This window comes from Rhodospirillaceae bacterium, assembly GCA_002746255.1.
Taxonomy (GTDB): domain Bacteria; phylum Pseudomonadota; class Alphaproteobacteria.
On sequence record NVWO01000004.1, the window covers coordinates 44,053 to 56,751 of the forward strand.

Genomic DNA, 12,699 nt, shown 5'->3' on the forward strand with positions numbered 1-12,699 from the left:
TATGCCGAAGCTGACAATTAACGGCCAGGAAATCGAAGTCGCACCCGGGTTAACGGTCCTTCAGGCATGTGAGCAGGCGGGCATTGAAATTCCCCGCTTCTGCTATCACGAACGGCTTTCGATCGCTGGCAATTGCCGCATGTGCCTTGTCGAGATGGAGCGCGCGCCAAAACCGGTCGCTTCCTGTGCGATGCCGGTTGCCGATGGCATGGTGGTTCATACGAACACGCCTTTGGTCGAGAAGGCGCGCAAAGGCGTGATGGAATTTCTTCTTATCAACCATCCGCTGGATTGTCCGATCTGCGATCAGGGTGGCGAATGCGACCTCCAGGATCAGGCAATGGCCTATGGGTTTGATCGCACCCGCTTTCAAGAAAACAAGCGGGCGGTTGCGGACAAGGAATTCGGCCCTCTTGTCAAGACGATCATGACGCGTTGCATCCATTGCACGCGCTGCATTCGCTTTGCCGAGGAAGTTGCAGGCGTTCCCGTGTTGGGCGCTACCGGGCGCGGCGAAAACATGGAAGTCGGCACCTATGTCGAGCAGGCGATCAATACGGAAATGTCCGGCAATCTTATTGATCTGTGTCCCGTCGGCGCGCTGACGTCAAAGCCATATGCGTTTACGGCGCGGTCCTGGGAACTTCGCAAGACCGAATCAATCGACGTTCTCGATGCGGTGGGCAGCGCCATTCGTATCGATGCCAGGGGCGGGGAAGTGATGCGCATCCTGCCCAGGCTGAACGAAGATGTGAACGAGGAATGGATCAACGACAAGACGCGCTTTGCCTGCGATGGGCTGAAACGTCAACGGCTGGATCGCCCTTATGTGCGCAAGAACGGCAAGCTGTGCCCGGCTTCGTGGGAGGAAGCCTTCGCGGCAATTGCTGCAAAGCTGGATGGGATTCCCGCAAACAAGGTGGCGGCCATTGCCGGCGATCTTGCCGATTGCGAATCAATGCTGGCGCTAAAGGATCTGATGCAGGCGTTGGGCAGCCCCCATCTCGATTGTCGCCAGAACGGCGCCCGGATCGCGGGGGGTGCCCCTGCAAGCTATCGTTTCAATACGACGATTGTCGGCATCGAAGACGCCGACGCCTGCCTTCTTATCGGCACGAACCCACGATGGGAAGCGGCCCTGGTGAACACACGGCTTCGCAAGCGCCACCTCATGGGGGGCTTTTCCGTTGCTGCCGTTGGGCCGGTGCTGGATCTGACCTATCCGGTCGCGCAATTGGGCGATAGCCCCGACGTGCTTGCCGCGATTGCCGATGGCACCCATGATTTTTCGAAGACCCTGGCGGCGGCGGAACGGCCAATGCTTATTCTTGGCGAGGGGGCGCTAATGCGTGCCGATGGCGAGGCCATTTTGGCGCTGGCGCATCAAATTGCCGAGACGACCGGCATGGTGGGCGAGGGATGGAACGGATTTAATTTTCTGCCTCTTGCCGCCTCGCGAGTTGGCGGCCTCGACCTTGGCTTTGTTCCAGGTGAAGGCGGGTGCGATGTTGCCGGCATTTGCAAAGGCGCTGGCAAAGGGGACATTCAGGCGGTCTATCTTCTTGGTGCCGATGAGATCGACATGGCGAGCCTGGGGGATGCCTTTGTCATCTATCAGGGCCATCATGGCGATGCCGGTGCCCACCGGGCCGACGTTCTGCTTCCCGGAGCCGCCTATACGGAAAAAAATGCCACCTATGTCAATCTGGAAGGCAGGGTCCAGCGGACACATCTTGCCATTTTCCCGCCGGGCGAGGCACGCGAAGACTGGGCCATCCTTCGCGCCCTTTCTGCCGTTCTTGGAAAAACCCTTCCCTATGACAGTCTGGCCAAAATTCGCGAACGCCTGGTTGCGGCCAACCCCATCTTTGAGGGAGAGGACAGCGTAACGCCTGCCCCCTGGAGCAAATTCGGCACGCCGGGCGCGTTGGCCAAGGCGGCCTTTGTCTATCCGCTCGACAATTTTTATATGACGGACCCCATTGGTCGCGTTTCACCGACCATGGCGGCCTGTACGGAAGCGTTTGTTTACCCCTTGAAAGCAAAGACCGGCACCGATGGTTGAACTTTGGGACGTTTATCTGTGGCCGGGGGCTATTATCGTCGCAAAGATTCTTGCGATCATTCTTCCCCTGTTGGGGGCGGTTGCCTATCTGACTTATGCGGAGCGGAAGGTCATCGCAGCCATGCAGCTTCGCAAAGGCCCGAACGTGGTTGGACCTTTCGGGCTTTTGCAGCCGATTGCAGACGGGCTGAAGCTGCTGTTCAAGGAAATGATTCTGCCGACGCGGGCGAACAAGGTCGTCTTCCTGATGGCGCCGATGCTGACCTTCCTTTTGAGCCTCGTCGCCTGGGCCGTCATTCCCTTCGGCGAAGGCATCGTGCTTTCCAATATAAATGTCGGGATTCTGTACCTTTTCGCGATTTCGTCTCTCGGCGTGTATGGCATCATCATGTCCGGCTGGGCGAGCAATTCGAAATACGCATTCCTGGGGGCGCTGCGGTCTGCGGCGCAGATGGTGTCCTACGAAGTCTCCATCGGCTTTGTCCTGATTACGGTGCTGCTTTGCGTAGGCTCGCTGAACCTTTCGGACATCGTGCTGGCCCAGAAGAAAATCTGGTTTGTCATTCCGCTGTTGCCGATGTTTGTCATCTTTTTTGTTTCGGCTCTGGCCGAGACGAACCGGTTGCCTTTTGACCTTCCGGAAGCGGAATCCGAATTGGTGTCGGGCTACAATGTTGAATATTCGTCGATGGCTTTCGCGCTCTTCTTTCTTGGCGAATATGCCAACATGATTTTGATGAGCGCCATCACAACGGTGCTGTTCCTGGGCGGGTGGTTGCCGCCGGTCGATGTTGCGCCGTTCAACTGGATTCCGGGACCGATCTGGTTTGGGCTCAAAGTTTCTTTGGTGCTTTTCTGTTTCTTGTGGGTTCGTGCAACTTTTCCGCGTTATCGTTATGACCAGTTGATGCGCCTTGGCTGGAAAGTTTTCCTTCCCTTTTCACTTGCCTGGGTTGTCGTGACGGCGAGCGCGTTGCAGATATTTGGATGGGTGCCGAAGTGAAGCAGGGTGGGACCATGGCCAGGCTTGATAAAGCGGCGCGCGCGTTGTTCCTTGGTGAACTGATCGCGGGGCTTGCCCTTACGCTGCGTTACATGTTCCGGCGGAATGTGACGATCAACTACCCTTATGAGAGAGGCCCGCTTTCCCCCCGCTTTCGAGGCGAGCACGCGTTGCGGCGTTACCCGAACGGCGAGGAACGGTGCATTGCCTGCAAGCTTTGTGAGGCGATCTGTCCCGCCCAGGCAATCACGATTGAGGCGGAGCCCCGCGACGACGGAAGCCGACGGACAACGCGTTACGATATTGACATGACAAAGTGCATCTATTGCGGGTTTTGCGAAGAGGCCTGCCCGGTGGATGCGATTGTCGAGGGGCCGAATTACGAATTTGCGACGGAAACCCACGCTGAACTTCTTTATGACAAGGCGAAGCTGCTTGCGAACGGGGACCGCTGGGAAGATGAACTTGCCGAACGGCTGACGGCGGACGCGCCTTACCGCTAGGAAACGGACAAAGAGAAAACGATGCTTCAAGCGCTTATCTTCTATGTCTTTGCCGCCACCGCCGTTGGTGCTGGCGTTATGGTGATTTCAGCCCGCAACCCGGTGCATTCCGTGTTGTTCCTGATTCTCGCCTTTTTCAACGCGGCCGGGCTGTTTGTGCTTCTGGGTGCGGAATTTCTGGCGATGGTCCTGGTTGTCGTCTATGTCGGCGCGATCGCGGTCTTGTTCCTGTTCGTTGTCATGATGCTCGACATCAATTTCGTCGAGCTTCGTCAGGGGTTTTTGCAATATCTACCGATTGGCGGTTTGATCGGTCTCGTGCTGTTGGCGGAACTCGTGCTTGTTGGCGGAAGCTGGGTTCTCGGCCCGGAAATGAGCGGCGCCATGCCGACGCCACAACTTGCCGAGCGAACGAACACGGAAGCCATCGGCGAGCTTCTTTATACGCATTACCTCTATCTTTTTCAGGTGGCCGGCATCGTCCTTCTGGTGGCGATGATTGGTGCAATCGTACTGGTGCTTCGCACCCGGACGGGCGTTCGCAAGCAGCGTCCCAGCGATCAGGTTGCGCGCACGCGGGAAGAGGCGGTCGCCATTCGCAAGGTTTCCCCCGGAGGTGGCGTCTGATGCTGACGATTGGTCTTGGGCATTATCTGACGGTTGCCGCGATCCTGTTTACCCTTGGGATTGTCGGCATCTTTCTGAACCGTAAGAACGTCATTGTCATCCTGATGTCGATCGAGCTGATGCTGCTTGCGGTTAACATTAATTTGGTTTCGTTCTCCGCCTACCTTCAGGACATGGTAGGCCAGATTTTCACGATGTTCGTGTTGACGGTGGCGGCGGCGGAAGCCGCAGTGGGACTGGCCATCATTATCGTTTATTTCCGCAACCGCGGATCGATCGCGGTTGAAGACATTGATTTGATGAAGGGCTAGACGAAGCATGCATTCGGCCGCCATCTTTCTTCCGCTTTTAAGTGCCATCATTGTCGGCTTCTTTGGCCGCTGGCTTGGCGACCGTGGCAGTCAGCTTGTTTCCTGCGGGATGATGGTGACGGCGGCGGTGCTTGCGGTCCCGATCTTCAATGACGTTGCCTTGCAGGGACATAGCCAGGTTATCCATGTCCTTTCCTGGATTGAGTCGGGTGCGCTTGAAATTTCCTGGTCCCTGAAATTCGACACGCTGACCGCCGTAATGGTGTTGGTTGTGACGATCGTTTCGGCAATCGTGCATATCTATTCCATTGGCTACATGCATGGCGATTCCTCCGTGCCCCGCTTTATGGCGTATTTAAGCCTGTTCACCTTTTTCATGTTGATGCTGGTGACGGCGAACGACCTTGTTCAGCTTTATTTTGGCTGGGAAGGCGTTGGGTTGGCTTCTTACCTTCTGATTGGTTTCTGGTACGACAGGCCGGCGGCGAACGCGGCCGCGATCAAGGCCTTTCTGGTAAACCGGGTGGGGGATTTTGGTTTCGGGCTTGGAATTTTCGGAATCTTCTTTCTGTTCGATTCGGTGCTGTTCGATGTCATCTTTGCCGCGGCGCCCGCAGTGGCTGGGACGACGCTTCACTTCCTTGGCCTTGATCTTGACGCGCTGACGGTGCTTTGCCTGTTGCTGTTCGTCGGTGCCATGGGCAAATCCGCCCAATTGGGGCTTCATACGTGGCTGCCGGACGCGATGGAGGGGCCAACGCCCGTCTCAGCGCTTATTCATGCGGCGACCATGGTAACAGCAGGCGTCTTCATGGTGGTGCGGCTCTCGCCGGTCTTCGAATATGCGCCCGTGGCCCTGAATGTTGTGGCCATTGTCGGCGCGTCCACGGCGATCTTCGCGGCGACCGTCGGCCTCGTTCAAAACGATATCAAGCGCGTGATTGCCTATTCGACCTGCAGTCAGCTCGGCTACATGTTTTTTGCCGCTGGCGTTTCGGCTTACGCGGCCTCGATCTTCCATCTGATGACCCACGCTTTTTTCAAAGCGCTTCTGTTCCTTGCTGCCGGTTCCGTCATTCACGCGTTTTCCGGCGAACAGGACATGCGCAAGATGGGGGGGGTCTGGAAGAAAATACCCCTGACCTATGCGTTGATGTGGATTGGAAGTCTTGCGCTTGCCGGGGTGCCCTTTTTCGCGGGCTATTATTCGAAGGATATGATCCTTGAATCCGCTTACGCCGCCAATACGCCCTTTGGGAATTATGCCTTCTGGATGGGGGCGGCGGCGGCGCTGATGACGGCGTTCTATTCCTGGCGGCTGATTTTGATGACGTTCCACGGCAAATCACGGGCGGACGCCGATGTGCTGGCTCATGTCCATGAATCGCCGAAAAGCATGACCATGCCGCTGCTTGTGCTGGCGCTGGGTGCGATTTTTTCCGGCTATGTCGGGTATGAATATTTTGTCGGCCATGGCATGGAGGCCTTCTGGCGTGGTGCCATTCTCGTGTTGCCGGAGCATTCGGCAATTACAGATGCCCATCACGTGCCGGGCTGGGTGAAGCAACTGCCGATTTATCTGGGGATTATCGGCATTGCGTTGGCCTATCTCTTCTACATGCTGGTGCCGAAACTTCCGGGTCTTTTGGCGGGGCGTGCCCAAGGGCTTTATCGCTTCCTGCTGAACAAATGGTATTTCGACGAGCTTTATGACTGGTTGCTCGTGAAGCCTGCAAAACGCCTTGGCCGCAGCCTCTGGAAACAGGGGGACGGCGCATTAATCGATGGCGTGGGTCCGGACGGGGTGGTGGCAGTGACGCTCCATCTGGCACGCCGCGCCGGGCGGCTTCAGACCGGCTATGTCTACCATTATGCCTTTGCCATGCTGATCGGCGTGGCTGGGGTGATCACGTGGCTCTTTATCGGGAAGGCAGGCTGACCCATGCTGGATTGGCCGCTTCTAAGTCTCGTCATCTTCCTGCCGCTTGTCGGCGTCGGATTCATTCTGATGATCCGTGGAGAGGGCGAGACGCAAAATCGCAACATCCGCAATGTCGCGCTGTGGACATCGCTGGCGACTTTCGCGCTTTCCATCCTGCTATGGACAAATTTTGACACCACAACTGCCGACTTCCAGTTTGAAGAGAAGCTTTCCTGGATTCCGGCCTTTGAGATTAATTACCATTTGGGGGTGGACGGAATTTCCGTCCTGTTCGTGCTGCTGTCCACGCTGTTAACGCCGATTTGCGTGCTGGCYAGTTGGGAAACGATCCAGAAGCACGTCAAGGAATACATGATCGCCTTTCTGGTGCTTGAGACCTTCATGGTCGGCATGTTCAGCGCGCTTGATTTTGTTCTTTTCTACCTTTTYTTCGAGGGCGTGCTCATTCCGATGTTTTTCATCATCGGCGTGTGGGGTGGAAAAAGACGAATTTATGCGGCGTTCAAATTTTTCCTGTACACGCTTGCCGGCTCCGTCCTGATGCTGCTGGCCATTCTTACGATCTACTTTTACGCAGGCACGTTCGATATCCCGACCTTGATGACCACGCGCATTCCAGTGGAGCTGCAATATTGGCTGTGGCTGGCATTTTTTGCGTCCTTTGCCGTCAAGGTCCCGATGTGGCCGGTGCACACATGGCTTCCAGACGCTCATGTCGAAGCGCCGACCGCCGGTTCGGTTATTCTTGCTGGCGTTCTCCTGAAGATGGGGGCTTATGGCTTCTTGCGGTTTTCGCTTCCGTTGTTGCCCGAAGCGTCGGTTTATTTCACGCCGCTGATTTACAGCCTGAGCATCATTGCAATCATCTACACGTCTCTGGTTGCCCTGGCCCAGGAGGATATGAAGAAACTGATCGCCTATTCCTCCGTCGCGCATATGGGCTTTGTCACCATCGGCATCTTTGCTGGAAATCTGCAAAGCGTTGAAGGGGCGATCCTTGTCATGCTCAGCCACGGCTTTGTTTCAGCAGCCCTTTTCCTTTGCGTCGGCGTTGTCTATGACCGGATGCACAGCCGCGAAATTGCGACCTATGGCGGGCTTGTTCATCGCATGCCGGTCTACGCCTTTGTTTTCATGGTGTTCATGATGGCGTCGGTGGGACTGCCGGGGACCAGCGGTTTCGTTGGCGAATTCCTGGTGTTGCTTGGCGTCTTTCAGGTGAACACCTGGGTGGCGTTCTTGGCGGCAATTGGGGTTATTCTGGGTGCGGCCTATATGCTCTGGCTTTACCGCCGGGTTATTTTTGGCACCCTTACGAAGGCCGCGCTGAAGAACATTCTGGATTTAAGCCCACGCGAAATTCTCATCTTTGCGCCTTTGATTGTGCTGGTCTTCTGGATGGGCATTTATCCGGGGCCGTTCCTTGACGTGTTGCATGAATCGGTCGGCCAGCTGGTCGAGCGCTATGAGCTTGCACGCATCGCGGCGGAAAACATGAACATGGCCGCCCAGTGATCAGGAAAGCGAAAAAAGAATGCTAGCCAATCTCTACCCGGATCTTTTCCTGGCGCTGCCTGAAATTTTTCTCGCCTGCGCGGCGATGACGCTTTTGATGGTCGGCGTTTTTCAGAAACAGGCCTCGACGGGCGGCATTCTGATTGCAGCCGTGCTGGCGCTTGTGGTGGCGCTGGTGCTGGTGCCTTACACGATGGGGGACCGGGCAACGGCCTTCGGCGGTCTTTATATTTCGGATAGCTTTTCGGCCTTTATGAAAACCATGGTGCTTCTCGGGACTGCACTCACCCTTGTCATGGCGCATAACTACAACGAGCGGGAAGGCTTCGCCCGTTTCGAATATCCGGTTCTGGTCCTGTTTGCCGCCGTCGGCATGCTGATGATGCTGTCGGCGAACGATCTGCTTTCCCTTTACATGGGGCTTGAGCTGCAAAGCCTCTCTCTTTACGTCCTTGCTGCCATCCGCCGGGATTCGCTTCGTTCCACGGAGGCGGGGCTGAAATATTTCATCCTTGGCGCGCTTGCTTCCGGCATGCTGCTTTACGGTGCCTCCATGATCTATGGCTTCACCGGCACGACGAATTTCGATGTTCTTGCCGCGCAGCTGATTGATACAAACGGCGCCGCGCCGTCGCTTGGCGTCATCGTTGGCATTGTTTTTCTGCTGGCGGGACTGGCATTCAAGATTTCCGCCGTGCCCTTCCATATGTGGACGCCGGACGTTTATGAAGGCGCGCCCACGCCAGTTACGGCCTTCTTCTCGGTGGCACCGAAAATTGCCGCCATTGGTCTTCTCCTGCGCGTGCTGACCGGGCCTTTCGAGTCGCTGATTTTGCAATGGCAGCAGATTATTATTGTCGTTTCCATCGCGTCGATGGTGCTGGGTGCTTTTTCAGCAATCAACCAGACGAACATCAAACGCCTGATGGCCTACAGTTCGATCGGGCATGTGGGTTTTGCGCTTCTTGGTCTTGCCGCAGGTACGGAGGCTGGCATTCGTGGCGTTCTGGTCTATATGGCCATCTATCTCTTTATGAGCGTTGGCACCTTCTGTTGCATTCTCTGCATGCGCAAGAAGGGGCGTATAACGGAAGAAATTTCGGATTTGGCAGGCCTTGCAAAGACGAATCCAGGCTTGGCGCTGGCGATGGCAATTTTCATGTTTTCGATGGCGGGGATTCCACCTCTGGCAGGCTTCTTCGGCAAGCTTTATGTCTTTCTTGCCGCGATTGAGGCCGAGCTTTACACGCTCGCCGTTATCGGCGTGCTCGCAAGCGTGGTTGGCGCTTATTATTACTTGCGGATCGTTCGCGTCATGTATTTCGAGGAACCGTTGGAGGGTCTGGACCGCTCCATTGGTCGTGAAATGCTATTGATTCTGAGTGGAACGGCAGTGATAACGCTGTTTTTCTTCGCGTATCCAGGCCCAATTCTGGACGTTGCCGCCGTGGCCGCTGCTGCGCTCTTTGCTGGATGACGCAGAAATTACCGAACTTCGAAGACATCCCCGTCATTGCGCTTGGTTGCACCGATAGTACGAATCGCGAAGGCTGCCGGCGCGCCGAAGCGGGGGCCGCGCACGGAACGTTGCTTTGGGCGACGGAGCAGACGGCGGGACGTGGCCGGCGCGGACGAAAATGGATATCGGAGCCGGGAAATTTATATGCCTCGCTCATTTTGCGACCGGAGTGCGAGGCAAAAAAGGCAACCCAGATCGCATTTGTAGCGGCTCTTGCGGTGAGCGGGTTCCTTGGCGAATATTTTTCCGAAGAAAAGCGGCTTCAACACAAATGGCCGAACGATGTGCTGGTTGATGGCCGGAAACTTGCCGGTATCCTGGCTGAATCGAAGATGGGCAAGGGCGCGGCGCTTGAATGGCTGGTTCTTGGGGTTGGCCTTAACGTCGATTCATACCCGGAAGATGTCGAATGGCCGGCGATTTCGCTTCGTGAAATTGGCGGAAAACCGGCGGAAATTGCGGAATTGGCGGAAGCTTTCGGTCGGGCCTTCATCTTTTGGTACAACACATGGCAGAAGGACGGATTCGGGCCCATTCGCGAAGCGTGGCTTGACCGTGCGGTCGGCCTTGGCGCGCCGATACGCGTGCGCCTGCAACGGGAAACCATCGAAGGCGTTTTTACGGGCCTGGATGAAGACGGGACGCTTCTTGTTTTAAAGGCGGGGGAGACGGCCCCATTTCAGGTGACGGCGGGGGATGTGTTCCCGACGGTCGTTTTGAGGAACCACTAAATGCTGCTGGCAATCGATTCCGGCAATACAAATATCGTTTTTGCGATTCTCGACGGCGAAAAAATCGTCGGCGAATGGCGCAGCTCGACAAATTCGATGCGAACGTCCGACGAATATGCCGTGTGGTTAACGCAATTGATGGCGACGGTGCAATTGCAGCCAGATAATGTGGACGCGGCAATCATCGCTTCGGTGGTGCCGGAGGCGCTTTTTCACCTGAAGAAACTTTGCCAGGATTATTTTGCCTGCCAGCCGATGGTCGTGGGCGAAGAGAACACCGATCCTGGGTTAGGGGTGCAGGTGGACCGGCCGGAGGAAGTCGGCGCCGACCGTCTTGTCAACGCCGTGGCCGCGCATCGGCTTTTTGAAGGGGCCTTGATCGTCATCGATTTTGGCACGGCAACCACCTTTGATATTGTGGATGCGGACGGTACCTATTGTGGCGGTGCCATCGCGCCGGGCATCAACCTTTCCCTTGACGCGTTACATCTAACGGCGGCAAAACTTCCGCGCATCGCCATTTGCAATCCTKGGAATGTCATCGGCAAGACGACGGTGCACGCGATGCAATCGGGGGTCTATTGGGGATATGTCGCGTTAATCGAAGGCATGATCGCCCGCATGGCGAAAGAATTCGGCAAACCGATGACGGTGGTGGCGACCGGTGGTCTGGCCGCGCTGTTTTCCGGCGCGACGGATTGCATTGCACATCATGTACCAGACCTTACCCTGCGGGGATTAGCGTTGRTCTATCAACAAAACCGCCATTGATCGAGTTTTCCTATGCCCTTTAAAAATAAAAAAACAGACGCGCTTTTCTATTTGCCCCTTGGCGGTGCCGGTGAGATCGGCATGAACTGCTATCTCTATGGCTATGGCGGCAAATGGCTGATGGTCGATCTTGGCGTAACCTTCGGCGAGGACGGTACGCCGGGGATCGATGTTGTGATGCCGGATTTATCCTTTATCGAAGAACATGTGGACGACCTGGTTGGACTGGTGCTGACCCATGGCCATGAAGATCATTTGGGGGCTGTCGCCTATTTGTGGCCAAGGCTGCGCTGTCCGGTTTATGCGACGCCCTTTACGGCGGCCTTGCTCCGCCGCAAGCTTGCCGAGGCGGGCCTTGAAGGCGAGGTGCCGCTTCACGAAATTTCTCTGAACGGAAACGTGGTCCTGCCTCCCTTCGATGTGACCTACGTGACCCTGACCCACTCGATCCCCGAGCCGAACGCGCTCGCCATCCGCACCCCCCTCGGCCTCGTTTTGCACAGTGGCGATTGGAAGCTGGATCCGGACCCTTTGATCGGCGCACCGACGGACGAAACCGCCTTGCGGCTTTTGGGAGAGGAGGGGGTGCTTGCGATGACGAACGATTCGACGAACGTCTTCGTCGAAGGTACGTCCGGGTCGGAAGGAGAACTTGTAGGGCAGCTTTCGGAATTGATCGGATCTTTTTCCAATCGCGTCGCTGTTGCGTGTTTTGCAACGAATCTGGCGCGTCTGAAATCGATATGTGCCGCAGCAAAGGCAAATGGCCGCGCTGTGGCGCTTGCTGGCCGCTCGCTTTGGCGGGTGAACGATATTGCGCGTGAAACGGGCCTGTTTGAGGACTTGCCGCCCTTTCTTGACGATGAAGCTGCGGCCCACATGCCGAAGGATCAAGTCGTGATTATCTGCACCGGCTCTCAAGGGGAGCCGCGCGCCGCCCTCTCCCGGATCGTGAGAGGCGGGCATCGGCATATCTGCCTTGAGGCGGGCGACGCCGTTATCTTCTCCTCGCGAGTTATTCCGGGAAACGAGAAGGCTATCGCCAGCCTTCAGAACGAATTGGTTCGCAATGGGGTCGAGGTCGTAACGGCAGAGGATCACGATGTGCACGTTTCCGGCCACCCGGCGCGTGACGAGCTTCGGGAAATGTATGGGTGGGTGCGGCCGCGCTTCGCCATTCCGATGCATGGGGAAGCGCGTCATCTGAAAGCCCATGTTGAACTTGCCGAATCCTGTCAGGTGCGAAAAGCATGCTATGTGGAAAATGGCGGGCTTTTGAAAATTACGGCGGAGAGTGCTGAAATTGTCGATACGGTACCGACAGGCCGCCTTGGGCTTGACGGCAAACGACTGGTTTTTCTCCGGACCGCGACAATAAAATCTCGAGAGGCGATGTATCTCGATGGCCTGATTGTGGCGACTGTGGTGCTGGATCGGAGCGGGGCCCTGATCTCGGCGCCGATGGTCACGGCACCGGGGCTTCTGGACCAGGAAACCGACGCAGAAATGCTAAAAGAGGCGGGAATTCGCGTGGGTGAGGCTCTGGACGCGCTTTCGAAGGCGGAGCGAGGGGACGAGGAACTGCTTACGCGCACGGTCTTTCTGGCAGCAAGGCGCTACCTTCGGGATATCAGTGGCAAAAAATCGAAAGTCGAAGTTCATCTGATGCGCCTTGACGAAGCTTTGCGCTAGAATGGCTTTGCTGAAGAAAA

The 12,699-nt window shown here is 56.4% G+C and carries 11 protein-coding genes; all 11 read left to right on the forward strand.

Annotated elements, in window-relative coordinates:
- Nucleotide 1 precedes the first annotated feature (1 nt).
- Genes COA65_03950 through COA65_04000 form a run of 11 tightly spaced genes read left to right on the forward strand, consistent with a single transcriptional unit; the run spans nucleotide 2 to nucleotide 12,679 of the window.
- Nucleotides 2–2,065 carry an NADH-quinone oxidoreductase subunit G gene (locus COA65_03950; GenBank protein ID PCJ60382.1) on the forward strand — a complete coding sequence of 688 codons (2,064 nt, stop codon included), beginning with the start codon at nucleotides 2–4 and terminating at the stop codon, nucleotides 2,063–2,065.
- A complete protein-coding gene (locus COA65_03955; protein PCJ60383.1) occupies nucleotides 2,058–3,068 on the forward strand; it encodes an NADH-quinone oxidoreductase subunit NuoH in 1,011 nt (336 codons plus the stop codon). The genes COA65_03950 and COA65_03955 overlap by 8 nt, the downstream gene beginning before the upstream one ends.
- A 14-nt stretch (nucleotides 3,069–3,082) precedes the next feature.
- Nucleotides 3,083–3,571: an NADH-quinone oxidoreductase subunit NuoI gene (locus tag COA65_03960; protein PCJ60469.1), complete on the forward strand. Its 489-nt coding sequence runs from the start codon at nucleotides 3,083–3,085 to the stop codon at nucleotides 3,569–3,571.
- Nucleotides 3,572–3,592: 21 nt separating this feature from the next.
- Nucleotides 3,593–4,198, forward strand: a complete 606-nt coding sequence (locus tag COA65_03965; protein PCJ60384.1) for an NADH:ubiquinone oxidoreductase subunit J — start codon at nucleotides 3,593–3,595, stop codon at nucleotides 4,196–4,198.
- A gap of 2 nt (nucleotides 4,199–4,200) precedes the next feature.
- Entirely contained in the window at nucleotides 4,201–4,509 is a 309-nt protein-coding gene (locus tag COA65_03970; protein PCJ60470.1) for an NADH-quinone oxidoreductase subunit NuoK, read from the forward strand.
- A gap of 7 nt (nucleotides 4,510–4,516) precedes the next feature.
- The gene (locus COA65_03975) at nucleotides 4,517–6,448 is read left to right on the forward strand and encodes an NADH-quinone oxidoreductase subunit L (protein ID PCJ60385.1); all 1,932 of its coding nucleotides are present in this window, start codon (nucleotides 4,517–4,519) and stop codon (nucleotides 6,446–6,448) included.
- Between the two features lie 3 nt (nucleotides 6,449–6,451).
- Nucleotides 6,452–7,966 (forward strand): NADH-quinone oxidoreductase subunit M, encoded by a 1,515-nt coding sequence (locus COA65_03980; GenBank protein ID PCJ60386.1) that lies wholly within the window; start codon nucleotides 6,452–6,454, stop codon nucleotides 7,964–7,966.
- 19 nt (nucleotides 7,967–7,985) lie between these two features.
- Nucleotides 7,986–9,443 (forward strand): NADH-quinone oxidoreductase subunit NuoN, encoded by a 1,458-nt coding sequence (locus COA65_03985; protein ID PCJ60387.1) that lies wholly within the window; start codon nucleotides 7,986–7,988, stop codon nucleotides 9,441–9,443.
- Nucleotides 9,440–10,216, forward strand: a complete 777-nt coding sequence (locus tag COA65_03990; protein ID PCJ60388.1) for a biotin--[acetyl-CoA-carboxylase] ligase — start codon at nucleotides 9,440–9,442, stop codon at nucleotides 10,214–10,216. The genes COA65_03985 and COA65_03990 overlap by 4 nt, the downstream gene beginning before the upstream one ends.
- The gene (locus COA65_03995; protein ID PCJ60389.1) at nucleotides 10,217–10,987 is read left to right on the forward strand and encodes a pantothenate kinase; all 771 of its coding nucleotides are present in this window, start codon (nucleotides 10,217–10,219) and stop codon (nucleotides 10,985–10,987) included.
- A 12-nt stretch (nucleotides 10,988–10,999) separates the two neighbouring features.
- Entirely contained in the window at nucleotides 11,000–12,679 is a 1,680-nt protein-coding gene (locus COA65_04000) for an MBL fold hydrolase (protein ID PCJ60390.1), read from the forward strand.
- Nucleotides 12,680–12,699: the final 20 nt, after the last annotated feature.

What these genes read in the sequence shown, in the direction of transcription:
- COA65_03985 (PCJ60387.1), top strand. Translation starts at nt 7,986, where the DNA reads ATGCTAGCCAATCTCTACCCGGATCTTTTCCTGGCGCTGCCTGAAATT.
- COA65_04000 (PCJ60390.1), top strand. Translation starts at nt 11,000, where the DNA reads ATGCCCTTTAAAAATAAAAAAACAGACGCGCTTTTCTATTTGCCCCTT.
- COA65_03965 (PCJ60384.1), top strand. Translation starts at nt 3,593, where the DNA reads ATGCTTCAAGCGCTTATCTTCTATGTCTTTGCCGCCACCGCCGTTGGT.
- COA65_03975 (PCJ60385.1), top strand. Translation starts at nt 4,517, where the DNA reads ATGCATTCGGCCGCCATCTTTCTTCCGCTTTTAAGTGCCATCATTGTC.
- COA65_03990 (PCJ60388.1), top strand. Translation starts at nt 9,440, where the DNA reads ATGACGCAGAAATTACCGAACTTCGAAGACATCCCCGTCATTGCGCTT.
- COA65_03950 (PCJ60382.1), top strand. Translation starts at nt 2, where the DNA reads ATGCCGAAGCTGACAATTAACGGCCAGGAAATCGAAGTCGCACCCGGG.
- COA65_03955 (PCJ60383.1), top strand. Translation starts at nt 2,058, where the DNA reads ATGGTTGAACTTTGGGACGTTTATCTGTGGCCGGGGGCTATTATCGTC.
- COA65_03960 (PCJ60469.1), top strand. Translation starts at nt 3,083, where the DNA reads ATGGCCAGGCTTGATAAAGCGGCGCGCGCGTTGTTCCTTGGTGAACTG.